21 protein-coding genes are annotated in these 23,095 nt (G+C 74.4%); 4 read left to right on the plus strand and 17 right to left on the minus strand.

Annotated features, from left to right (window positions below):
* Window positions 1-31: 31 nt before the first annotated feature.
* Both ACWEJ6_RS28810 and ACWEJ6_RS28815 read left to right on the plus strand, forming a co-directional pair.
* Entirely contained in the window at window positions 32-385 is a 354-nt protein-coding gene (locus ACWEJ6_RS28810) for an ArsR/SmtB family transcription factor (protein WP_452427717.1), read from the plus strand.
* Between the two features lie 78 nt (window positions 386-463).
* Window positions 464-1,525, plus strand: coding sequence for a hypothetical protein (locus tag ACWEJ6_RS28815; protein ID WP_452427719.1), 1,062 nt, complete (start codon window positions 464-466; stop codon window positions 1,523-1,525).
* Between the two features lie 16 nt (window positions 1,526-1,541).
* Here the strand turns inward: ACWEJ6_RS28815 and ACWEJ6_RS28820 are convergent, their stop codons facing one another.
* Window positions 1,542-2,087, minus strand: coding sequence for a YceI family protein (locus ACWEJ6_RS28820; RefSeq protein WP_387674164.1), 546 nt, complete (start codon window positions 2,085-2,087; stop codon window positions 1,542-1,544).
* Window positions 2,088-2,176: 89 nt separating this feature from the next.
* On the opposite strand from ACWEJ6_RS28820, the gene ACWEJ6_RS28825 reads away from it, so the two are divergent.
* Window positions 2,177-2,632 carry a MarR family winged helix-turn-helix transcriptional regulator gene (locus ACWEJ6_RS28825; RefSeq protein ID WP_452427722.1) on the plus strand — a complete coding sequence of 152 codons (456 nt, stop codon included), beginning with the start codon at window positions 2,177-2,179 and terminating at the stop codon, window positions 2,630-2,632.
* A 30-nt stretch (window positions 2,633-2,662) separates the two neighbouring features.
* On the opposite strand, the gene menC is transcribed toward ACWEJ6_RS28825, so the two are convergent.
* The 12 genes from menC to ACWEJ6_RS28885 all read right to left on the minus strand — a co-directional run bounded on the left by menC (window position 2,663) and on the right by ACWEJ6_RS28885 (window position 17,554).
* Complete coding sequence (menC, locus tag ACWEJ6_RS28830; RefSeq protein WP_452427723.1) at window positions 2,663-3,781, minus strand: o-succinylbenzoate synthase; 1,119 nt, start codon at window positions 3,779-3,781, stop codon at window positions 2,663-2,665.
* Window positions 3,778-4,536, minus strand: coding sequence for a GNAT family N-acetyltransferase (locus ACWEJ6_RS28835; RefSeq protein WP_452427725.1), 759 nt, complete (start codon window positions 4,534-4,536; stop codon window positions 3,778-3,780). Before ACWEJ6_RS28835 ends, menC begins: the two co-directional genes overlap by 4 nt.
* A gap of 53 nt (window positions 4,537-4,589) precedes the next feature.
* Window positions 4,590-6,197, minus strand: a complete 1,608-nt coding sequence (locus tag ACWEJ6_RS28840) for a PucR family transcriptional regulator (RefSeq protein ID WP_452427727.1) — start codon at window positions 6,195-6,197, stop codon at window positions 4,590-4,592.
* Entirely contained in the window at window positions 6,194-7,744 is a 1,551-nt protein-coding gene (locus ACWEJ6_RS28845; protein WP_452427729.1) for an N-acyl-D-amino-acid deacylase family protein, read from the minus strand. The genes ACWEJ6_RS28840 and ACWEJ6_RS28845 overlap by 4 nt, the downstream gene beginning before the upstream one ends.
* A gap of 41 nt (window positions 7,745-7,785) precedes the next feature.
* Window positions 7,786-9,498: an oligopeptide/dipeptide ABC transporter ATP-binding protein gene (locus tag ACWEJ6_RS28850; protein WP_452427731.1), complete on the minus strand. Its 1,713-nt coding sequence runs from the start codon at window positions 9,496-9,498 to the stop codon at window positions 7,786-7,788.
* Window positions 9,491-10,348 carry an ABC transporter permease gene (locus ACWEJ6_RS28855; protein WP_352355187.1) on the minus strand — a complete coding sequence of 286 codons (858 nt, stop codon included), beginning with the start codon at window positions 10,346-10,348 and terminating at the stop codon, window positions 9,491-9,493. The genes ACWEJ6_RS28850 and ACWEJ6_RS28855 overlap by 8 nt, the downstream gene beginning before the upstream one ends.
* Window positions 10,345-11,292 carry an ABC transporter permease gene (locus ACWEJ6_RS28860; protein ID WP_352325726.1) on the minus strand — a complete coding sequence of 316 codons (948 nt, stop codon included), beginning with the start codon at window positions 11,290-11,292 and terminating at the stop codon, window positions 10,345-10,347. The genes ACWEJ6_RS28855 and ACWEJ6_RS28860 overlap by 4 nt, the downstream gene beginning before the upstream one ends.
* Window positions 11,292-12,851, minus strand: a complete 1,560-nt coding sequence (locus ACWEJ6_RS28865; RefSeq protein WP_452427734.1) for an ABC transporter substrate-binding protein — start codon at window positions 12,849-12,851, stop codon at window positions 11,292-11,294. Before ACWEJ6_RS28865 ends, ACWEJ6_RS28860 begins: the two co-directional genes overlap by 1 nt.
* Window positions 12,852-12,972: 121 nt before the next feature.
* A complete protein-coding gene (locus ACWEJ6_RS28870; RefSeq protein ID WP_452427736.1) occupies window positions 12,973-14,538 on the minus strand; it encodes a serine hydrolase domain-containing protein in 1,566 nt (521 codons plus the stop codon).
* A 59-nt stretch (window positions 14,539-14,597) separates the two neighbouring features.
* A complete protein-coding gene (locus tag ACWEJ6_RS28875; RefSeq protein WP_387674189.1) occupies window positions 14,598-15,452 on the minus strand; it encodes a M55 family metallopeptidase in 855 nt (284 codons plus the stop codon).
* Between the two features lie 2 nt (window positions 15,453-15,454).
* The gene (locus tag ACWEJ6_RS28880; RefSeq protein WP_452427738.1) at window positions 15,455-16,879 is read right to left on the minus strand and encodes an MFS transporter; all 1,425 of its coding nucleotides are present in this window, start codon (window positions 16,877-16,879) and stop codon (window positions 15,455-15,457) included.
* Window positions 16,880-16,942: 63 nt separating this feature from the next.
* Entirely contained in the window at window positions 16,943-17,554 is a 612-nt protein-coding gene (locus tag ACWEJ6_RS28885; protein ID WP_452427740.1) for a TetR/AcrR family transcriptional regulator, read from the minus strand.
* 68 nt (window positions 17,555-17,622) lie between these two features.
* Between ACWEJ6_RS28885 and ACWEJ6_RS28890 the strand changes: the two genes are divergently transcribed.
* Complete coding sequence (locus tag ACWEJ6_RS28890) at window positions 17,623-18,954, plus strand: M14 family zinc carboxypeptidase (RefSeq protein ID WP_452427742.1); 1,332 nt, start codon at window positions 17,623-17,625, stop codon at window positions 18,952-18,954.
* On the opposite strand, the gene ACWEJ6_RS28895 is transcribed toward ACWEJ6_RS28890, so the two are convergent.
* Genes ACWEJ6_RS28895 through ACWEJ6_RS28910 form a run of 4 tightly spaced genes read right to left on the minus strand, consistent with a single transcriptional unit; the run spans window position 18,920 to window position 23,080 of the window.
* On the minus strand, window positions 18,920-19,606 hold the full coding sequence (locus ACWEJ6_RS28895) for an alpha/beta hydrolase family protein (protein WP_352355203.1): 687 nt from the start codon (window positions 19,604-19,606) through the stop codon (window positions 18,920-18,922). The genes ACWEJ6_RS28890 and ACWEJ6_RS28895 overlap by 35 nt on opposite strands.
* A 2-nt stretch (window positions 19,607-19,608) precedes the next feature.
* The gene (locus tag ACWEJ6_RS28900; RefSeq protein WP_452427744.1) at window positions 19,609-20,943 is read right to left on the minus strand and encodes an FAD-dependent oxidoreductase; all 1,335 of its coding nucleotides are present in this window, start codon (window positions 20,941-20,943) and stop codon (window positions 19,609-19,611) included.
* Window positions 20,940-22,205, minus strand: a complete 1,266-nt coding sequence (kynU, locus tag ACWEJ6_RS28905) for a kynureninase (RefSeq protein ID WP_452427746.1) — start codon at window positions 22,203-22,205, stop codon at window positions 20,940-20,942. The genes ACWEJ6_RS28900 and kynU overlap by 4 nt, the downstream gene beginning before the upstream one ends.
* A gap of 14 nt (window positions 22,206-22,219) precedes the next feature.
* On the minus strand, window positions 22,220-23,080 hold the full coding sequence (locus ACWEJ6_RS28910; protein ID WP_452427748.1) for a tryptophan 2,3-dioxygenase: 861 nt from the start codon (window positions 23,078-23,080) through the stop codon (window positions 22,220-22,222).
* Window positions 23,081-23,095 lie beyond the last annotated feature (15 nt).

The raw sequence follows: 23,095 nt of genomic DNA on the forward strand, positions 1-23,095 counted from the left end.
GATTGTTCGACAGTCGCGGTACAGTTGGACCATGGCATTCCGTCATCCCGATCGCGACCAGATCCGGGTCGAAGACGTGCTGTCGGCGCTGGGGAACGGCGTGCGGCTGTCCGTCGTCCGCATCCTCGACGCCGGGGGCGAGCACAACTGCACCAGCGTGCTGAACACGCTGGGGATCACCGCGAAGTCGACCATGACCCACCATTGGCGGGTGTTGCGCGACAGCGGGGTGATCCGGCAGCAGCCGTCGGGCCGGGAGAACCTGCTCGTCCTGCGGCGCGAGGACCTGGACGCCCGCTACCCCGGCCTGCTCGACGCCATCCTGTCCGGCGCCCGCACCGACGCCGCCGCCCAGCAGCACGACGACCCCGCCCCGGCCACCTGACCCACCGCCCCGGCCTCCCGGTGGAGCAATCCTCCCGGAGGGGCGGTCCGACCGGCTTACGGCGCGTACATTGCTGGCATGTTGCTGCGCGTCGGCCGGGTGGTCGCGGGTGTGGTCGCGCTGGTGCTGGCGGCTTCCGCCGCCTTTCCGCTGAACGCCCGGGGCCCGCGGCTCGGAGCCGGCGGCTGTCCGGTCTCGTCCGCCGGCGGGTGGGAGCGCGGTGACCGGCCCGGGGAGCTGGTGCCCGCCGACGGCGCGGTGTCGGTGACGATGTGCGAGCTGCCACTGCCGTCGTCGCAAGGGCAGGCGGCGGTGTCGGTCAGGAGGCTCACCGACGGGGTCGGCGCGATGGTCTCCGAGCTCAACGACCTGCCCACGCGCGACGCGCTGGAGGCCGAGCTGCGCCGGCGCGAGTCGGCCAAGGGCCGCGTCCTGGGCGACGACCTCCACCTCGGCGAGATCTGCACCCTGGTCGGCTACGGCACGAGCCTGTCCTTCGTCGTGCACTACGGGGACGTGCGCCGGCCCGCCGTCGTGCTGGTCGATCGCAACTGCGGCACCGCCCGGTACGCGGGCCGGACGCGGTTCGGCGATCCGAGCGACGCCTTCCTCCGCCGTTACCGGGCGCAACTGGAGGCGCGCCCGGCGCCCGTGCGGCTTCCCGGGTGCGCGGACGCGCTGCCGGCCGCCGACATCGACCTGACCCGCCCACGCGGTTGGCCGCGCGACGACGTCGCCGCCAACCGCGGCTTCCGTTCGCGCGCCCTCCTGCCCAGCCCGCTGTCGGCCGCCGCCGCCTGCCGGTACCGGCTCGACGGGGACGTGCTGCGGTTGCGGGCCCAGGCCCGCGTCCCGGATGATCTTGAATCCGTGCGGTCGCTGCTCAATGTCTCGACGGCCGTGGACACGGTGACCGACCGTGGCGGAACGGAGAGCGTCACCAATGCCACCGACTGCGGCCTGGGCAGGTTCACCCGCCCGGCCGCCCTCGACGTGGTGTGGGTGGGCGACACCACCGGCGCCGTCGCCGAGGTGCGGGTCTGGCGCGCGCCCTGCCGGGCCGTGTACGCCGGATCGACGGGCGGCAGGATCCCCACGGCGGAGTTGCTGTCCCGCCTGGACGCCTGGCTGGGACGCTGAGCAACCTCGCGCGCGCTCAGGCGGACCTGACGGCGGAGATGTCGAACTCCAGGGTGATCCGGTCGGAGATCATCACGCCGCCGGTCTCCAGCGCGGCGTTGTACGTCATGCCGAAGTCCTTGCGGTTGATCGCCGTGCCGCCCTCGAAGCCGACCCTGGTCACGCCCTGGGCGTCGACGGCGGTGCCGGTGTAGTCGAGCGGGACGGTGACCTGCCGGGTCACCCCGCGGATCGTCAGATCGCCGGTGACCTCGAAGGCGTCGCCGCCCGTGTGCTTGACGGACGTGGACTCGAAGACGATGTGCGGGTGGGCGGCGGCGTCGAGGAAGTCGCCGGTGCGCAGGTGGCCGTCGCGCATCTGGTTGCCGGTCTGGATGCCGGCCACGTCGAGCACCACGCGGACGGCGGAGGCCGCCGGGTTCGCCGCGTCCAGGCGGGCGGTGGCCTCCTGGACGGGGATGCTGCCGCGCACCTTGGTCACCATGGCGTGGCGGGCGACGAACCCGAACCGGCTGTGGGCCGGGTCGAAGGTGTAGTCGCCGCTCAGCTCGCTGGGGTACATGTCGCGCTCCAATTAGTTCAGCACTGGAAGATTCGGCACGACAGTACATAGATTTATTTCAGCACGCAACCTTCCAGTACGATCGGGGCATGACCCGCTGGCTCAACGACGACGAACAGCAGGCGTGGCGCAGGTTCGGGCTGGCCACCCGCCTGCTGACCGACCGCCTGGAACGCGACCTGATGGCGGCCGCCGACATGCCGCCCACCTACTACGAGCTGCTCGTCCTGCTGTCGGAGGCCCCCGGGCGCACGATGCGCATGAGCGAGCTGGCGCAGTGGACCAACTCCAAGCCGAGCCGCATCTCGCACGCGGTCAACAAGCTGGAGCAGAAGGGGTGGGTGCGCCGGGAGCACTACGCCGGCGATCGGCGCGGGTGGCTGGCCGTGCTCACCGACGACGGGCACGCCGCGCTCCGGGCGGCCGCCCCGACGCACGTGGCCAGCGTCCGTGAGCACCTGGTCGACCTGCTCACCGCGGAACAGCTGCGGCAACTCGCCGACATCAGCCAGGTCCTGCTCGACCACCTCGTCGAGCAGGAGTGACAACGTCCGGTCAGCCCACGCCCGACCGTCTCACCCGGCGGGGGTGACGCGGACGGGCGGGTCGGTGGTGAAGGCCGCCAGGGCGTCCGGGTCCGGCGTGACGCCGACGCCGGGGCCGTCGGGCACCACGATGGAGTCGCCGGTCAGCTCGATCGGCGCGGTGATGTCACGCTCGTAGTAGCGGGCCGTCGCCGAGATGTCGCCCGGCAGCGTGAAGCCGGGCAGGCTGGCCAGCGCCAGGTTCGCCGTCCGGCCGAGCCCGGTCTCCAGCATCCCGCCGCACCACACCGGCACGTCCGCGGCCAGGGCCAGGTCGTGGATCCGGCGGGACTCCAGGTAGCCGCCGACCCGGCCGGGCTTGATGTTGATGATCGAGCAGGCGCGCGCCCGGATCGCGGCCGTGGCGGAGCGGGCCGAGGTGATCGACTCGTCCAGGCAGATCGGGGTGTCCATGCGGGCGGCGAGCCGGGCGTGGCCGTCCAGGTCGTCCGGGGCGAAGGGCTGCTCCAGCATGGTCAGGCCGTAGGCGTCCAGGCGGGCCAGGTGGCGGGCGTCGGCGGGGGTGTAGGCGGTGTTGGCGTCGGCGGTGAGCATCAGGCCGGGGCCGAACGTCTCGCGCACCAGCCGCACCGGCTCCAGGTCCCAGCCGGGCTCGATCTTGAGCTTGATCCGGGCGTACCCGGCGCCGATGTGCCGGTCCACGGTGTCGAGCAGGTCGTCGAGGGTGTCCGCGATGCCGACGGACACGCCGACGCGCACGCTGGACCGCACCCCTCCCAGGTGGGCGGCCAGCGACAGGCCGCGTGCCCTGAGCACGGCGTCCAGGACGGCCGTCTCGACGGCGGCCTTGGCCATCGGATGGCCGCGCAGGTGCGCCAGCGCGGGCCCGACGCCGGCCGGGTCGAGGCTCGGCACCGCGAACAGGGCGGGCAGCAGGAAACGGCGGATGAGGTCGGCCGCGCCTTCCAAATACTCGGGGCTGTAGGTGGGCTCGTCGTCGGCCACGCACTCGCTCCAGCCCTCCTCCCCCTCGGCGCCGCGCACCCGCACCAGCAGCGCCCGGCGCACGGTCTGCGTGCCGAGCGAGGTGCGGAACGGGGTGATCAGGGGCAGCGCGACCGTGCGCAGCTCGGCTTCGGCGATCCTCATGCCGCGCGCTCCAGCACGTACCAGCCGTCCCTGGTGAAGGCGGCGATCCGGTAGCCGCGGGCGAGCGCGCCGCCCAGGGCGGCCCGCTGGGCGGCCCGCCACCGCGCGGCCTCCGCGGGCTGCTCGCGCCGCAGCCGCTCGGCGTCGGCGGGCGTGGCGCAGCGCAGCACGGCCGCGCCGCCCGGCTCGCGCGGCGCCCCGGTCTCGTCGAGGATCACCTCGGCCTTCCGGGTCTCGCCCGGGGCCGACCGCTCCGGAGAGGGGGCCGGGTCGACGGGCCAGTGGGCGAACAGGCGGTCGGTGACGTCGCCGCCGTTGATGCCGTCGTTCATCGGCCCGTAGAAGTCGGGCACGTACCGCTCGGCCCGCGCGCCGAGCCGGGCGAGGTTGAAGAAGGCGTTGCGGCGCACGAGCGGGTCGAAGGTCCAGGAGATGGAGTTCAGGCCGCGTTCGGCGGCCCACGTGCGCTGGTGCGCCTTGATCGCCTGGCCGATCCCCCGGCCCCGCGCCTCGGCGGCCACGCCCACGACGTGGGAGTGCAGGCTGCCCCCCTCGGCGAGGAACCCGGAGGCGGCGGCGACGAGCACGCCGTCGAGGAAGGCGCCGCCGACGTAACCGCCGGTGTGCTCAAGGGCGCACATGAGGTCGACGGCCACCGGCGGGTCGTCGCCCGCCCTGGTGTTCCAGACGCGGCGCAGCAGCCGGTCGGCGGCCTGGAACTCGGAGGTCCCGTGGAGGATGCGGATATCGAGCATGGCACCAGCATTCCGCCGGACCGCCGCCGGATCGTTGGCGCGCAAGCCCAACTTCAGCCGCCGCCGTTTGTGCCGGACGCCGGGTTCTGACCGTCGCCCGCGCCGGACGCCCCGATCTCGGCCAGCCGCAGCTGAAGGCCCAGCACGAGCCGGACGTCGGGCTCGTCGAGCGCGATCAGCTCGCCGATGCGGCGCAGCCGGTACCTGAGCGTGTTGGGGTGCAGCGACAACGCCTCGGCCGCCCTGGGCACGTCGTAGTGGGCGGCCAGCCAGGCCCGCAGGCTGCGGACGTAGTCGGTGCCGTGCCCGGCGTCGTGCTCGGCCACCAGGGACAGCGGCTCGCCCGTCAGCCCCGGGCCGGACCGCATCGAGGCGGCCGCGTCCAGCAGGAACAGCGCGGCGGCCAGCTCCTCGTGCAGGCCCACCTCGCCGCCCGCGAACGGGCCGCCCATCGCGCGCAGGGCCTCCTCGGCCTGCCGGGCGGCGGCCGGGACCTGCGCGAGCGAGGCCGTGACCCGTCCGACGCCCGCCCGCCAGTGCCCGCCGAGCCGGTCGGTGATCCGGCCGAGGGTCTCGGCGGTGACGCGGCGCAGCAGCGCGGTCCCGGCGCCGGCCGCCACGATCGCGTACGTCCGGCCGTCCACGGCGCCGACGGCGGCCCTGATCCGGTAGACGGCGTAGGCGGTGCGCAGCAGGTCGGCGGCGTGCGTGGCGGCGAAGACGTCGGTCCGCCCGGCCGGGTCCCCGGCGGCCACCACCCTGACCGGCTCGTCCGGGCGCAGGCCCAAGGAGGCGGCCAGTTCCCCGGCGGGGCCTGCGCCGCGCAGCAGCCGGCCCACCCACTCGTCCCTGGTCCGGCGGGCCTCGTCGGCGGCCAGGCTGAGGCGGGCCAGGTGCGGGGCGGCGGTCCTGGCGGCCTCGGCGAGCACGGCCTCGGCGTCGGGCGCGAGCGGCTCGTCCGCCTGGATGGCCCAGATCGTGCCGAGCGCCTCGCCCCTGGCGCGGACCGCGATGGCCAGCCGGGGCAGGTACTCGCGCGGCTCGTGGCTCCACACGGCCCCCTCGCAGCGCAGGACGGCGGCGTACTCCTCGGCGTTCGTCGGGTGCTCGGGCACGCGCCGGCCGAGGATGCCCTCCCTGCGCAGGTCGTCGATCGGCTGGCCGATCGTGGAGTAGGCCAGGACGCGCATGGCCAGGTCCTCGATGGCCACGGCGCCCCCGACGCGGGCGGCGACCTGGTTGGCCAGCGCGAACAGGTCGCCCGCCTGGCCGCCGCCCAGGTCCGCGGCCGGGGCGACGAGCGCGAGCAGGGCGTCCACCAGGGCGTAGAGCTGGCCCCAGGCCAGGCCGGGGGCGGCGGCCAGCAACGCCACGCCCGCGCCGCGGGCCGCCTCGGTCAGCGCGGCGGCGTCGCCGATCCCGGCCCGGACGACGACCGCGCTCACGCCCGCCCCGGCCGCGCTCTCCAGCAGGGACGGCTCCGGCCTGCCGGTGGCCAGCAGCAGCGCCCCGGCGTAGGCGGCCAGCGGCTCGTCGGAGCCGTGGATGACCGGCGCGCCCACCATCGCCTGGCGGCCGGACGGCAGGCACAGCGCGCTCACCGTCTCCGCGCCGAGGCTGTCGAGCAGCACGCCGAGCGTCACCCGGCCCTGGCCGCTCACGCCCGCCCCCCGCGCAGGAGGCGTCCGTGCCGGCCGCCAGTGAACTCGCCGTCGTCGATCACCATGCGGCCGCCCAGGAGCACGTGGGTGACGCCGGCCGGGCGGGTGGCGGGCTCGTCGTAGGTGCCGTCGTGGCGGATGGCGGCGGGGTCGAACACGCACACGTCGGCCACCGCTCCCCTGCCCAGCCAGCCCCGGTCGGCCAGGCCGAACTGGGCCGCGGTGGCCGAGCCGACCTTCCTGATCGCCTCGGCCATCGGCACGAGCCCGCGCTCGCGCACGTACTCGCCGAGGAAGGTGGGGAAGGTGCCGTACGTGCGCGGGTGGGTCGGCCCGTCGGGGGGCCCGCCGTCGGAGCCGATCGACACGAGGGGGTGCCGCATGATCCGGGTGATGTCGTCGTCGTGCATGGTGTGGAAGACGCCGTCGGCGTGCGGGTCGGCCATGAGCAGGTCGCACAGCGCGTCCCAGGGCTCGCGGCCGTCCAGCAGGTCGGCCAGCGAGCGGCCGGTGACGGCGGCGGAGGAGTGCCGCAGCAGCCGCACGTCCTCGGGGTGCGTCTCCCGCCACAGGCCGACGCCGGTCGTGCGCTCGGGATCCTCGGCCAGCGCGCGCAGCGCCCGCCGTTCCGCCGGGTCGGCCAGCCTCCTGAGCAGCTCCGGCTCGCCGCCTTCGCACGCGGCGGGTGGCAGCAGCGCGACCAGCCCGGTGCAGAACGCCCGGTACGGGTACACGTCGGCCCGCACGTCCACGCCCCGGACCCGGGCGGCCGTCAGCTTGTCCAGCAGCATGGCCGACGAGCCGTGCACGGCCCGGCCCGACGCCTTGCAGTGGGAGACCTGCAGCCGCACCCCGGCCGCCGCCGCGACCTCGACGGCCTCGTCCAGCGCGTCGGCCAGCCCCTCGCTCTCACTGCGCAGGTGGGTGGCGTAGACGAGGTTCCAGCGCCGGGCCGCGCGGGCCAGCGCGATCAGCTCGCCGGTGCCGGCGTAGGCGCCCGGCACGTACTCCAGGCCGCTGGACAACCCGCACGCGCCCGCGGCGAACGCCTCCTCGGCCAGCTCGGTCATCCGGTCGAGCGCCCCGGGCGGCGGCGCGGCGTCCATGCCGCAGACGGCCGTGCGCAGCGTGTTGTGGCCGACGAGCGCGGCCAGGTTGTTGGTCGTGCCCTCCCGCTCCACGGCGTCGAGGTAGCCGCCGAAGGTGGTGAAGGCGTGCTCGCCGAAGATCCCGGGGGTGAAATGGGCCGACTCGGGGTCGGCCGGCCCGCAGGAGAAGCCGCAGTTCCCGATGATCTCGGTGGTGACGCCCTGCCACAGCTTGAACGGCTGCGCACCGGCCATGAACGGCACGGTGTCGGAATGGCTGTGCGGGTCGATGAAGCCGGGCGCGACGACCATGCCGTCCACGTCCACCACGCGGGCGGCCCGGCCGAGGTCGCGGCCGGTCGCGGTGACGCGTCCGCCACCGATGGCCACGTCCGCGGTACGGGCGGGCGAGCCGAACCCGTCGTGCAGGGTGCCGCCGCGCAGGATGAGGTCGTGCATGCGGGTATTACCTTTCCCGGGTACGAGATTCGTCGGTCATGTCAGGGGACGGCCGCCACCAGGCGCCTGGTGTAGTCGTGGGCCGGGGCGTCCAGGACGGCCGAGGTCGTCCCCTCCTCCACGACCGCGCCCTTCAGCAGCACCACGGTCCTGACGGCGACCTGGCGGACGACCGCCAGGTCGTGGGTGATGAACAACATCCCGGTGCCCAGCTCCCGGCCGATGCCGCGCAGCAGTTCGAGCACGTGCGCCTGGACCGACACGTCCAGGGAGGCGACCGGTTCGTCGCAGATCAGCAGCGCGGGCCGGACGGCCAGGGCGCGGGCGATGGCGACGCGCTGGCGTTCGCCGCCGGACAGCGCCTTGGGGCGGCGGGCGGCGTACGCGGCGGGCAGGCCGGCCAGCTCCAGCAGCTCGCCCACGCCGATCCGGTCGGCGGGCGCGGCCCTGGCGATCGCCTCGGCCAGCGTCGCGCCGACGGTCATGGCGGGGTTGAGCGAGGTGGAGGGGTCCTGGAAGACGCACTGGACGAGCCGGTGCACGCGGGCGCGGTCGCGCGGGTCCAGGGCGGCGCGGTCGGTGACGTCGAGACCGGCGAGCCGGATCCGGCCGCCGTCGGGGGTGATCAGGCCGAGCACCGACCGGGCCAGCGTGGTCTTCCCCGAGCCCGACTCCCCCACCAGGCCGACGGTCTCGCCGGGGTTCACGTGCAGGCTCACGCCGCCGAGCGCGGTGTGGGCGCCGTACCGTTTGCGCAGGTCCTCGATGTGCAGCAGCGGCTCGTCGGCGGCCGGGGCGGCGGGGAGCGCGGCCTCGCGCAGCTCCACACGGGCGGCTCCGGCGGTGTCGTGCACGCAGGCGGTCAGCCGGTCGGGGCCGATCGGGCGCAACGGCGGCCTGGCCGCGGTGCAGGCGTCGGCGGCCCGGTCGCAGCGGGTGGCGAACGCGCAGACGTCGGCGACCGCGTCCGCCCGCGGCACGGCGCCCGGGATGCCCACCAGGCGCTCCAGCGTGCGTTCCGCCGAGGGCAGCGCGGCCAGCAGCCCCGCGGTGTACGGGTGCGCGGGCTCCGCGGCCAGCTCCGGGCCCGGCCCCTGCTCGACGACGCGCCCGGCGTACATCACCGCGACCCGGTCGCAGACGGCGAACGCCACGCGCAGGTCGTGGGTGATGAGCAGCACGCCCATGCCGCGCGCCTCCTGGACGCGGCGCAGCAGCGCCAGGATCTCGTGCTGGGTGGTGGCGTCCAGCGCGGTGGTGGGCTCGTCGGCGATGAGCAGCTCGGGGTCGCCGGCCAGCGCGGCGGCCAGGGCGACGCGCTGCCGCATGCCGCCCGAGAGCTGGAACGGGTAACGCCCGGCCACGGCGGGGTCGTCGATGCCGACCTCGGCCAGCCTGCGCGCGAGCTCCTGCCGGGACGTGCGGCCGGGCAGGGTCTCGGCGATGTGCGCGCCGGCCGTGCGCAGCGGGTTGAGCATGGCGAAGGGGTCCTGCATGAGCAGCGAGATCCGTCGTCCGCGCACGCCGCGCAGCAGCCGCTCGGACGCGCCGACGAGCTGCGCGCCGCCGACCTCGACCGACCCCTCGGCGCGCAGGCCGCGCGGGAGCAGGCCGACGAGGGCGCGGGCGGTCAGGGACTTGCCGCTGCCGGACTCGCCGACCAGCCCGACGGTCTCGCCCGCGGCGACCGTCAGGTCCACGCCGTCCACGAGCACCCGGTCGCCGACGACCCGCAGGTCGCGTGTCTCAAGCATCGGAGAGCCTCTCGAAGAGCTGGTCGCCCAGCAGGGTGGCGGCGGTGGCGGCGACGGTGACCAGCGCGGCGGGCACCACCGCGGCCCACGGGTTGAGGTCGAGCAGGCCGCGGTTCTCCTCGATCATCAGCCCCCAGTCGGGCGTGCCGGCGGGCAGCCCGATGCCCAGGAAGGACAGGCCGGACAGCGCGACCAGCGCGGCGACGAAGCTGAGCAGCGCGCCGGCCACGACCGTGGGCGCGATGTTGGGCAGCAGGTGCCTGAACATGATGCGGCCGCGGCTGAGCCCGAGTGTACGTGCCGCCTCGGCGTAGGCGAGCTCGCGCTGGGCCATGGTGAGGCTGCGCACCACCCGGATGTCGCCGGGCGTGAACAGCACCGCCATCGCCAGCACCGCCCACCCGATGCCGCCGCCCAGCACGCCCACCAGGACGATCAGCATGAGCAGCCCCGGCATCGCGATGAGCAGGTCGACCACCCGCATCATGACGGCGTCGATCCAGCCGCGGCGGTAGCCGGCCAGCAGCCCGAGCGAGGTGCTCATCGCGCATGTGCCCAGCGCGACGACGAGCGGCCACAGCAGCGCCGAGCGGGCTCCGGCCAGGCAGCGCGACAACACGTCCCGGCCCAGCTCGTCGGTGCCCGCCCAGTGGGCCCAGCTCGGCATCGTCGCGCCGAGCGCGAGGTCCTGCGCGGCCGGGTCGTAGGGCGCGATCCACGTCCCGAACAGGGCGGCGAACGCCATCAGGGCGAGGATCCCGCCCGACAGCAGCGTCAGCGGCCCCGGCCTGGCCCGGCGCAGCCGCCGCGCCCGTCCGCCGAGGCGCACGGTCCCCGTCACGACGCTCACGCGGCCACCGCCCCGTGACGCACCCGCGGGTCCACCGCGAGGTAGGCCAGGTCGATCAGCAGGTTGACGGCGACCACCACGGCGCCTCCCATCAGGACGAGCGCCTGGACGACGGGCAGGTCCTTCTGCCCGACGGCGCTGACGAGCAGCTCGCCGACGCCGTGCAGCCCGAAGGCCCGTTCGACGAACAGCGCGCCGGTGAGGTTGGCGGCCAGCAGCAGGCCGCCGACCGTGAGGACGGGCAGCGCGGTGTTGCGCAGCGCGTACCCGATCCAGTAGCGGGCGCGGCCGACCCCGCGCGCCCGGGCGAAGGTCATGAAGTCCTGCCCGGCCAGGTCGAGCGCGGCCGCCCGCATCTGCCTGATGACGACCGCCGCCTGCCCGGTGGCCAGCGCGATCGCGGGCAGCGTCAGGTGCGCGACCCGCTCGGCGAACGTCTCGCCCGCGCCGAAGACGGGGAACCAGCCGAGGGTGACGGCGAAGCCGTACAGCAGCAGGATGCTCATCGCGAACGGCGGGATCGCGAGGCCGACGAGGGCGGAGAGCGTGATGCCCCGGTCCAGCGGGCCGCCCCTGCGCATGGCGGCGGCCAGCCCGGCGGGCAGGCCGACGGCGAGGGTGAGGATGATCGCGTAGGCGGCCAGGCCGGCGGTGACGGGCAGCCGGTCGGCGATGACGCTGGTGACGGGTTCGCGGCTGTAGAGGGAGGCCCCGAAGTCGCCGCGCACGGCGTCGCCGAGCCAGGTGGCGTAGCGGACGGGCAGCGGGTCGTCGAGGTGGTACTGCGCGCGGACGGCGGCGCGCGACTCCGCGGTGGAGGGCCGCGGCCCGAGCAGGACCTGCTCCGGATCCCCCGGGGCGAGCGCCAGCAGCGCGTAGGTGAGCACGGACAGCACGCCGAGCAGGAGCAGCGCGGCGGCCAGGCGGCGGGCGACGAAGGCCATCAGACACCGGCCGCCGGGCGGATGGTGCTGAAGACGTTCATGGTCCAGGTGCCGAACTGGCCGGTGAACCGCTTGCGCAGCGCGACGGCGGCCTCCTTGGTGTAGAGCGGCACGTACGGCACCTGGTCGGCGATCTCGGTCAGCACCTCGGTGACGGCGGCGGCACGGTCCGCTCCCTCGAGCTTGCCCAGGTCGTCGAGCCGGGCGTCCATCTCGGGCGAGCCGTAGCCGCTGAAGTTGAAGCCCTGAGGTCCGGCCGAGGCGCGGCTGACCAGGTCGGGCAGCACCTCACCCGGGTCGGGGGTGCCGTAGAGCAGGTCGACGAGCTGCAGCGGGGTGTCCTGGTGGCTGAACATGCGCTGCCGGTACTGCTCGGTGGGCAGCGGCTGGAGGTCGAGCTTGACGCCGATCACCGCCAGGTCGGCGACGATGGCCTGGAGCGCCTTGACGTCGTCGCTGCCGCTGTCGTACGGCGCGGCCAGGGTGAAGCCCTGAGGGTGGGCCGACTTGGCCAGCTCGGCCTTGGCGGCGTTCACGTCGTGGGGGTAGGCGGGCAGCTTGGGCAGCTTGCCGCCGTACAGGGCGGCGAGCTGCGGCTTGGGCAGCATCAGGTCGGCGATGCCGCCGTGGCCGCTGGTCATGAGCGTGGCCAGCGCCTCCCGGTCGAGGGCGTGGGCGATGGCGCGGCGCACGTGCACGTCCTTGAGCGGCCCCTCGCGCACGCCGAGTGACAGGTACGCGATGTTGTTGGCCGGGTAGAAGGAGGTCGTGACGCCGGGCAGGGCGCTCCACTTGCGCGTCTCGCTGACCTGGATCTCGTTGGTGCCGTCCACCTCGCCGGAGGAGACGGCCAGGCGCAGCGTCTCGGGGTCGCCGATCGCCTTGATCTCGATCCTGCGCAGCTCCGGCTTGGGGCCCCAGTACAGGTCGTTGCGTTCCAGCGTCACCCCCGAGGTGAGCGAGAACTTCGTGACCTTGAAGGGGCCGGAGCCGAGGGTGCCGACCTCGGGCGAGCCGAGGTCCTTCGGGTGCGCGGCGGCCAGCTTCTTCGGCACGATCTGCCAGGCCAGCGCGGCGGTGGCCAGGAAGCTGGCGCTGGGCTTGCTCAGGGTGACCTTCACCGTGCGCGGGCCGGTGGCCTCGGCCTTCTTGACCTGCGTGACGTAGCTGGCGGCCTGGGAGGTCACGGCGGGGTCGAGGTGGCGGGTCAGGGAGTAGGCGGCGTCCTCGGCGGTGACCGGCGTGCCGTCGCTGAACCTCGGGCCCTCGCGCAGGGTGAAGACGTACGTGCGCGGGTCGGGATGGGTCCAGGAGGCGGCGATGCTCGGGATGACCCGGCCGTCCGGGCCGAGGGTCACCATCGTGTCGAGGACGGCGAACTGCACGGTCGTGGAGGCGTCGTTGAAGCCGTGGGCGATGTCGAGGCTGTTGGGGGCCGTCCCCGTCGCCCAGCGGAGCGTGTCGGGGGCCGCGCCGGAGCTCGCGGCTCCGGCGCAGCCGGCCACCAGCACGAGCAGAGCGCCCGTGGCGAGCCTGGCGAGTGCGGTTGCGGATGTCATGGAACCACCTCGGGGAGTGAGCGGGGGGAATAGTCGGACGCTAGAAGCCCGGCCTCCCTCGTTCACTGACCCGGCAGCCAAACTCTGCGCGCCCCGGCTCGTGCTGCAGGCCAACACGGCCCTAGACCAGACCAGGGGGGATGCCGACGGGCGCGGTGCCCTCGGGCTGGGCGGCGAAGCGCAGGCCGAGCAGGCCGAAGCCGCTGAGCAGCAGGTCGCCGTCCCCGTCGAGGCGCAGGGTGAACGGGCCCGCCCGCCACGTCCCGGCGGGTGCGGGGGCCACGGGGGCCTGGAAGGTGAGGCCGACGCGCAGGGTCCCCTCGTCGATGACGGCGAGCACGCCCGTCTCGTCGTTGAGCCAGGCGCCTCGCGGGGCGGGCTCCTCCCCCGGCGGGTCGCACGGCTCGTACACGTGCGGCCATCGGATCGACCCGTCGTGGCCGAACAGCAGCCGCCCGTCCTCCGGCACGATCCAGATCCGGCCGGCCGGGACCTGGGCGTACCAGCGGCCGTCGTCGTCGAGGGCGAGTTCGAGGTCGAGGGCGCCGGTCAGGGCGATCTTGCCGCCGTCGTCGTCGCCGGCGGGTTCGAGCGTGAGCGTGGCGTCGGTCTCCGGGTCGTACCAGTGCCCGAGCAGGGCGGGCCGCGCCGCCTCGGCGTCGGCCCGGGGGGCGGGGGCCGGACGGGGGGCCGGTTCCTGGCCGGTGAGGGCGCGGGCCAGGCGGAGGCTGAGGCCGACCGGGTCCAGGCCGCTGTGGTTGGTGAGGACGGCCACGCCGAGGCCGGGCTCCGGCAGGTGGAGCAGGTTGCCGACGTAGCCGTGCATGCCGCCGGCGTGGCCGTACCCGTCCAGATCGCCGACGGTCAGGTGGCAGATGCCGCGGGCGTACCGCAGGACGGCGCCGTCGGCGAGCGTGGTGCGCTCCAGCAGCGCGCTGCGCACGTCGGCGCCCAGCACCCGGCCGTCGGCCAGGAAGCCGAACCAGGGGGCGAGGTCGGCGACGCCGGTCACCAGGCCGCCGTCGCCGACCGCGCTCTCCTGCGTGTCGGCCCGCGCGCCGGCGCCGTCGTAGCCGTAGGCCATCCGCGGCAGCGGGACGGAGGCGTCGTCGCGGAAGACGGTGTCGTCCATGCCGAGCGGCTCGAAGAGCCGTTCGCGGGCGAAGTCGGCCAGCGACCGGCCGGTGAGCCGCCGGATCACGACGGCGGCCAGGACGTAGCCGGTGTTGGAGTAGGAGAAACGGGTGCCGGGCTCGAACGTGGTCCGGCGCATGCCCGCCACGAGCTTCATCAGCCGTTCCTCGTCCATCAGGGTGAACGGGACGCCGGTGACGGCCTGCAGGCCGTACCACTCCGGCAGGCCGCCGGTGTGCCGCAGGCACTGGTCGAGCGTGACGGGCACGTCGAGCCGCAGCTCGGGGACGTGCTCGCGGACGTCGTCCGACAGGCTCAGCCTGCCGTCGCGGGCCAGCAGCAGCAGGCACGCGGCGGTGAACTGCTTGCTGATGGAGGCGATGTCGAAGCGGGTACGGGAGTCGATCGGGACGCCGAACTCGACGGTGGCCACGCCCCTCGCCGCGGTGTGCAGCACCTTGCCGTCGGCGTAGACCCCGACGGCCAGACCCGGCCCGCCGGAGCGGAGGCCGGGAAGGGCGTCGAGCGCGCGTTCTACCTGCTCAAAATCCATCGTTCAAGTATCTGGATGTCCGGGTTCGAAACGCTTGTCCGGAGCGGCAAACCTGGGGGCTACCTGGTTGGTCTGCCGTACAGGGCCATCCTGGCGATCATGGCGTCCGCCGCCAGGTGGTAGCAGGTCGTCACGCATCCGAGCACCTCCCTCGGGGTGGTGAAGGTGGCCGCGAGCGTCTTGTCGGCGATCCGGCGCACGCCCGGCACCAGCTCGCCCAGCTCGGCGGCGGGCGTGGTGGGCATGTCGATCTCCAGCTCCAGCACGCCGGGCAGCTCGACCGGCCGCAGCTCCCCGGCCGAGCGCACGGTCTCCGCCGCCGCCTCCTTGATCAGCCGCCGCGCCTCGGACGGCGAGAGGCTGTCGGCCGCGGTGTGCCCGTGAGCGATCTTGACGGCGACCGTGCGCACCCCCGGGAACGCCTTGCCGGCGACGTCGCAGATGACGTCGTCGCCGGTGAGCAGCCCCACCGGCACGCCGACGGCGGCCGCCTGGAGGGCGTTGACCTCGGCCTCGGAGACGATGGCGCCGTTGAGCCGCACCTCGTAGAAGTGCGAGGAGTAGGTGTGGGCGAGCACGCCGGGGGAGCCGGCGGCGGCGTGGTAGCCGAGGAACATGGCCACGTCGTGCTCGGCGGAGACGCCCTCGGCCATGCAGTCGAGCTTGGGCGTGCCGAAGATCAGCCGGGCGCGCGGGTCGAGCTCCTCGTGCAGCAGGTTGTCCATGGTGCCGTGGCTGTCGTTGACCAGGACGCTGGCGGCCCCGGCCGCGAACGCGCCCTCGATGGCGGCGTTGGCCTCGGCGGTCATCAGGCGCTGGGCCCGCGGGTAGCCGTGGCCGGCGCGGGAGACCTGGTCCATGGTGGCGATGCCCGCCACGCCTTCCATGTCGATGGAGATGTAGACGTTCGTCATCGTCACAGGCTTTCACCGGGGCGGACGGACGGCTTCGTCGCCAGGGCAGAAACCGTCTCCCCCTCTTGCGTCTTCCGCACAGTGGCCGGGATCACGAAGGCGGCGGCGACGGCCAGCAGGCCGAGCGCCGCCGACAGCAGGTACGTGTCGACGAAGCTCTGCTCGGTGGGCACCCCCGCGACGGCGCCGGAGGCCAGCACCATGGCCCCGAACTGGGCCCCGAACGTGCCGCCGATGCTCTTGGCGACGAAGACCACGCCGCTGACCCCGGCCGCGCGCTCGCCCGGCACGTCGGCGGCCACGGCGTTGAGCCCGGCGGTGAGCCCGATGGAGGCGCCGAGCCCGATGACCGTCACCGCGGCCATGACCTGCCAGGGCGCGGAGTGCCACAGGGCCAGCCCGCCGGTCCCGGCGCAGACGAGCACGCTGCCCAGCACCAGCACCGCCCGCCGCCCGAGCAGCCTGGTCATCGGCCCGACCAGCGGCGCGATCACGGTGCCCGCGACGCCCATGGGGAACATGTAGATGCCGATCCACAGGGTGTCGGCGCCCTGGCCGTACCCGGTGCCGACGGGCGCGGCCAGCATCATCGGCAGGGCGACGACGAGGCCGAAGGAGGCGAAGCCGAGCAGCACCCCCATGGCGGTCACCCCGGCCGGGGTGCGTCCGGCCAGCAGCCGCAGGTCCACGAGCGGGTCGGCGACGCGCAGCTCGACGACCACCCACGGGCCCAGCGTCAGCACGGCGGCGGCGAACAGGGCGAGCGTGGCCGGGGACGTCCAGCCCCAGCTGGAGACGGCGGTCAGGCCCAGCATGACCAGGGCCACGCCGCCGCCGAGCAGCAGCCCGCCCGCCCAGTCGACGCGACCGCCGGCCGCGCGCGGGGTGGACGGCACGGTGAACCAGGCCAGCAGGGCGGCCGCCGCCACGCCGGCCACGGCCAGCAGGAACAGCGACCGGTAGCCGAGGGCCGAGGTGATGGGCCCGGCCAGGATGAGGCCGAGTGCGCTGGCCAGCGCGGCGACGCCGACGACCAGGCCGTTGCCGGTGGCGGCGCGCTCGGGGGTGAGGGTGTCGCGGAACAACCCGACGGTCAGGGGCAGCACGCCCAGCCAGATGCCCTCGATCGCCATGCCGGCGATCAGCAGGGTGATGTTCGGCGCCAGGGCGGAGAGCAGGACCCCGGCGCCGCTGAGCGCCAGCAGCACGCGCCGCTTGTCGTACATGTCGGCCAGGCGGCCGACGATGGGGGTGCTGATCGCCGAGCTGATCAGCGAGCCGGTGAAGATCCACGCGAGCGCGCCGGGCGAGGCCCCCAGGTCCTGCTGGACGAGCGGGAGCGCGGGCGAGAGCGTCATCTCCATGGTCTGGAGGACGCCGATGTACAACACCGGCGCGCCGATGACGCCGAAGCCGGATCTGGACATGGTTCTGCCTTTCGGGGTGGGGTGACGTGCGGCCGTGTGGTCCCCCCGAACCCCGGCCGTGATCTAGGCCGGTCCGAGCACCGTCGGCGTGATCAGCGCCAGGGCGGTCTCGACGAAGAACTCCTCGTCGGCCTCGTGGGCGCCGAGCACGACGCTCTGGCCGAGCCCGGATAGCAGCGCCGACAGCGCGCGGGCCAGGCGCAGCGCCTGGCCTTCGGTGACGGCGGCCCCGCCGTGCTCGCGGCCGGTGAACAGCGCGGCGAACTCGACCTCGGTCGACCTGATCGAGGTGTTGAGCCTGCGGTGCAGGTCGGGGTCGTTGAGCACGAGGTCGAGGACGCGGGCCTCGAACAACATGCGGCCGGCCGCCTGCGGGTCGGCCGACATGCGCAGGTAGCGGCGGGCGATCTCGGCCACGACCTCCGCCAGCCGGGTGCCGAACCCGCCGGTCTCGGGCGCGCGCAGGTCGAGCGGGCCGACGTAGTCGTCGACCATGGCGGCCATCAGCCCGTTCTTGCCGCCGAACAACGAGTAGACCGCCCCCGTGGTCAGACCGGCCAGCTCGGTGATGTCCTCCAGCTTGGCCTTCGAGCCGTCCCTGCCGACGATCTCGCGGGCGGCCTCGATCAGCGCGCGCTTGTTGGCGGCCTTGCTTTCCGCTCTGGTCAGCCGCATGACATCTCCTGCATGCCGTAAAGATAATCTGATTTACTAGAATAATCCAGATTATCAGGAGGCCCGAAATGGACGTCGCCCCCCACATGAGCCGCGTGCCCGACTTCACCGCGTTCCCGACGGTGGACCAGATGCACGCCGAGCTCGACGACCTCGCCGCCGCCCATCCCGACCTGGTGCGCCTGCGCCGCATCGGCACCTCCCGCCTCGGCGAGCCGCTGCGCGTGGCCACCATCGGCGCGGGCCCCCATGACGCCGTGATCATCGGCGGCCCCCACCCGAACGAGCCCATCGGCGCGCTCACCGTCAGCACGCTGCTGCGGCAGCTCGTCGAGGACGCCGCGCTGCGGGAGGACTTCGGCTTCCGCTGGCACCTCGTCCCCTGCGTCGACCCCGACGGCGCCCGGCTCAACGAGGGCTGGTACGCCCGCCCGAGCGACCGCCGCGCCTACGCCGAGCACTTCTACCGCCCGGCCGAGGCCGACCAGGTCGAATGGACCTTCCCGCTGACCGGCGAGGACTACTTCTTCGACCGCACGCTGCCGGAGACCGAGGCGCTGATGCGGCTGATGGACGAGGTGCGGCCCGCCCTCGTCTACTCCCTGCACAACGGCGAGCTCCAGGGCGCCTTCTACTACCTCAGCCGCAACGACCCCGCGCTCGCCGCCCGCCTGACCGCCATCGCCACGGCCGAGGGCCTGCCGCTGCACATGGGCCCGCCGGAGCTGCCGGGCGCCGTCCAGATCGCGCCGGCGGCCTACCTGACGCCGCGCGGCGCCGACATCGCCGCGACGTACGGCATCGGCGGCGGCAGCGTCGACTACGCCGAGCGCTTCGGCGCCCTGCACCTGATCGCCGAGCTGCCCTACTGGGCCGACCCCCGCGTCGCCGACCAGACCCCGACCGGCCAGAAGTACCACGAGACGATCCGCGACTTCCTGGCCGGGCAGCGCGAGCTGATCGGGGAACTGGCCGCCTCGCTCGCCCGCGCCAAGGGCGACCTGACCGTGTCCTCCCCCTTCCGCCGGGCGCTGGAGGACTTCGTCGGCGCCCACGACGAGTTCATCAGCGAGTGGGAGGACCTGCCCGGCACCGACCGCCCGGCCACGGTGGCCGAGGTGGTCGGCGGCCGGCAGCTCGTGCACTCCATGAGGCTGCGGTACTGCGGCACCTACCTGCGCATGCTGGACGCCGAGCTGGCCGCGGGCAACGCGACGCCCGCCGTCCGGGCCGAGCGCGCCCGGCTCGGCGCGCGCTTCGACGAGTGGTTCGAGCAGGCCGAGGCCGACGCGCAGGGCACGCCGATCCCGCTGCGCTCGCTGGTCGCGGTGCAGCTCGGCGCGGCCCTGCTCGCGGCGGACGCCGTCAGGCGGGCAGAAGAGCGGTCAGCTCACGCCTGACCAGCGGCCAGGTACGGCTCTCCGGGTCGATGAGCACGAAATGGCCCGCCCCCGGGACGCGCACCAGCGACGTCCCCGGGTGGGCCGCCAGGTACGACTCCGAGACCTGGACGGGGACCCGCTCGTCCGCCGTGCCGTGCACGATCACCAGCGGGCCCGTCCGGTCCGGCAGGCGTACCGGGTCCAGGCCGGGATGGTCGTCCGGCGGCCCGCCGAGGAAGTCGGCCACCGCGCCGTCGTCGAGGTCCAGCCGCGCGGCCAGCCGCAGGTCGGCGACCGGAGCCAGGGCCAGGACGGCGGTCCCGTCCGGCGCGGCGCACATGGCGAGATGACCGCCGGCCGAGTGGCCGACGACCACCGAGGGACGCAGCAGGCCGACCGCGGCCCGCAGGTCCGCGACCGCCGCCGCCGGATCTCCCGGCCTGCGGCGGTACTCGACGGCGGCCACGCCGCACCCCGCCCGGTGCAGCGCGTTGGCCATGGGCCGCAGGTGCGTCCGGTCGTACTCCGGGCGCCAGAACCCGCCGTGCACCAGCGCCACCAGGGGTCCCTCGCCCGGCCAGAGGTCGATCACCTGGTCGGCGTCGGCCCCGTACCGCAGGGTCCGGAGCGGGCCGGGCGCCGGGCGGGTCAGGACGGCACGGTTCTCCACCCTCACCTCCCGCCGGACCGGCGGGAGGTGAGCCGGGCGAGCCCGGCCGCGCCCGCCGCCAGCAGCGCGGCCCCGGCCCCGGCGGCCCCGGCCAGCAGCAGGTGCTGCCGCCGGACCCGCCGCCTGACCTGCGCGTACGGCACCGTGGAGAACGACACCAGCTCGTACCGCGACACGTAGCGGCCGGGCAGCGCGCGTTCGAGGCGGTGCTCCACGCTCTTGGTCAGCCGGTGCACCGGGGAGGCGACCTTGTCGCGCATCTCGACGAAGTTGGCCAGCGCCATCTCGGCGATCGCGTCGGTGTCGTCCCTGCGCCGCGACTCGAACAGCGGCAGCGCGCGGGACCAGTCGCCGCCGGTCTCCGTCAGGCACCGGTCGAGCACGGTCACGTCCTCGAAGCCGCAGTTGGCGCCCTGGCCGTAGAAGGGCACGATGGCGTGCGCGGCGTCGCCGATCAGGCCGACCCGGCCGTCCGTCTGCCAGGGCGCGCAGCGGACGGTGCCGAGCCGGCCGACCGGGTTCTCCATGTACTCCTCTACCAGAGCGGGCGCGAGGGGGGGCACGTCCGGGTAGTGGGTGCGGAAGTGGCGTTCGATCGCGGCCGGGCCGCTCAGCGAGGCGAAGCTCGACGCGCCCTCGGTCGGCCAGAACATCGTGCAGGTGAAGGAGCGGTCGGGGTTGGGCAGCGCGATCATCATCGAGGTGCCGCGCGGCCAGATGTGCAGGGCGCCGGGGTCGAAGGCGAACTCGCCGGCCACGGGCGGGATCGTCAGCTCCTTGTAGCCGTGGCCGAGGAAGTCCAGGCTCTCCCGGATGCCCCGGTGGGCCACCAGCTCGGCCCGTACGGCCGAGCCGGCCCCGTCGGCGCCGAGCACCACGCCGGCCGTCGCGCGCACCGGGCCGGCCTCGGTGTCGAACTCCATCGCGCCGGTCGCCGGGTCCAGGCCGGTCAGCCGGTGCCCGAAGAAGATCTTCACGCCGGGCGCGGACTCCGCGGCGTCCAGCAGCGTGTTGTTGAGCGCGCCGCGGCTGATGGAGTTGATCGAGCGCACCCCGTCGTGGCTGTACGGCTGGAAGTTCAGCGGCCCGTCCACCGGGTGGATCATCCGGCCGCGCATGGGCAGCGCGCCGGCCATGACCTGCTCCTCCAGGCCGATCCGGCGCAGCGCGTCCAGCCCGCGTTCGGAGATGGCCAGGTTGATCGACCGGCCGCGCTCGGCGAGCCCGGCGCGCGGGTCGGGCCGCCGTTCGTAGACGGTCACGTCGAGGCCGCGCCGGGCCAGGTAGCAGGCGAGCAGGCAGCCGGTCAGGCCCGCGCCGACCACGGTGACGTTCATCGGTCCTCCTCGACGCACTCGGCCAGCGCGACGGCGGCGCGCCAGCAGTCGTGGTAGGTCGAGTACAGGGGCGTCGGCGCGAGGCGGACGACGTCCGGCTCGCGGGCGTCGGCGATCACCCCGTGCTCGTGGCGCAGCCGCCGGGTCAGCTCGGCCGCGCCGCCGCGCTCGACGCGCAGGGAGAGCTGGCAGCCCCGGCGGGCGGGGTCGCGCGGCGTGACCACCGTGAGCGGCCTGGTGGGGGTGACCCGGTCGAGCAGGCTCTCCAAGTACGCGGTGAGCCGTACGCTGCGGGCCCGCAGGGCGGTCATCCCGATCCGGTCGAAGACGCCGAGCGAGGTGCGTACCGGGCCCATCGCGTAGATCGGCGGGTTGGAGACCTGCCAGGCGTCGGCGCTGGCCGGCGGCCGGGAGACCGGCGCCATCTCGAACCGGGTCGCCTGCTCGGTGCTCCACCAGCCCTCCAGCCGCTGCAGCGCCGGATCGCCCAGGTGCCGCTGGTGGACGAACACGCCGCCGAGGGCGCCGGGCCCGGAGTTGAGGTACTTGTAGGAGCACCAGGCGGCGAAGTCCGGCCCCCACGCGTGCAGCTCCAGCGGCACGTTCCCGGCGGCGTGCGCCAGGTCCCAGCCGACGGCCGCGCCGCTCGCCCGGCCGGCCGCGGTGATCCCCGGGATGTCCATGAGCTCGCCGGTCAGGTAGTTGACGCCGCCCAGCAGGACCAGCGCGACCGTGTCGCCCTCGCGGTCCAGGTAGTCCAGCACCTCCCGGCCGTCACGCAGCCGGACCACCGTCTCGTCCGGGTCGAGGCCGTGCAGGCGGGCCTGGCTGCGCACGGCGTAGCTGTCGGAGGGGAACGCGGTGTCCTCGATGAGGATCCGGGTCCGCGTGCCGCGCGGCCGGTAGAACGAGACCATCAGCAGGTGCAGGTTGACCGTCAGCGAGTTCATCACCACGGTCTCCTCGGGCAGCGCGCCGACCAGCCGGGCGGCCGGGCCGGTGAGCCGCTCGTGGTAGGGCAGCCACGGGCGGGCGCCCTCCAGGTGTCCCTCCACGCCGAGCCGGGCCCAGGCCTCCAGGTCCTCGGCCAGCTCCGCCGCGGTCGCCCGGGGCTGCAGGCCCAGGGAGTTGCCGGCGAAGTAGGCGCACTCGGGGTGGCCGCCGCCGTCGGCGGGCGGGATCAGGAACAGCTCGCGGTGGCCCGGGTCGTCGCGGTCGCGGCGCAGGGCGTCCTGCTCGGCGGGTTTCCAGTCGTCGATCACGTGTCGTCCGTCCTTCACATGTGGGTCCGGGCGGACCACAGCTCGGGGAAGACCACCCGCGCCATGCTGCGTTCCAGCCAGGCCAGGCCGTTGGAGCCGCCGCTGCCGGGCTTGGCGCCCATCGACCGGCGGACCGCCGTCACGTGCTGGTAGCGCCAGTCGCCGAACTGCTCGGCCACGTCGGTCAGCGCCTCGCCGAGCAGCCGCGGCGCGTTGCCGGGGCCGGTGTCGCGGTACACCTCGACCCAGGCTTGCTCGACGGCCGGGTGCGGCTCGTGCTCGACGGCGAAGTCACGCTCCAGCAGCTCGCGGGGGAGGTCGTGGCCGAGCCGGGCCAGCAGGGCGATGGCGTCGTCCCACAGGCTCGGCGACTCCAGGGTGGTGAGCAGGTCGCGGTGGGTGCGGTCCTGGCGTCTGAACGGGCGCAGCAGGGCCGGGTTCTTCAGCCCCAGCAGGAACTCCACGTGCCGGTACATCGCCGACTGCAGGCCGCTGGCCTCGCCGAGCTCGTCCCGGAAGCGGTTGAAGTCGGCGGGGGTCATCCAGCGCAGGCCGCGCCAGCTCGCGTTCAGGCCCTCCAGGTGCAGCACGGTACGGCGGAGCGGGTCCAGCGCGGCCCACACGTCGTCGGCCCGCAGCCGCTCCTGCGCGTTGCGCAGCTCGAAGGCGATGAGCTTGAAGTACAGCTCCATCACCTGAGTGATCATCAGGAACGACATCTCGCCCGCGTCGTCGCTCATCGGGTGCTGCAGGTCGTGCAGCACGTCGGTGCGGACGTAGGCGTCGTAGGGGGTGCGGGTCTGGAAGTCCAGGGTGGGAGCTCCGCCCGTCGCCCTGGCTCTTGCGGCGCGTTCCTCCGCCGTGGTCGGCCGCACTGCTGCTAACTGTCG

The organism is Nonomuraea sp. NPDC004702 (assembly GCF_053601695.1).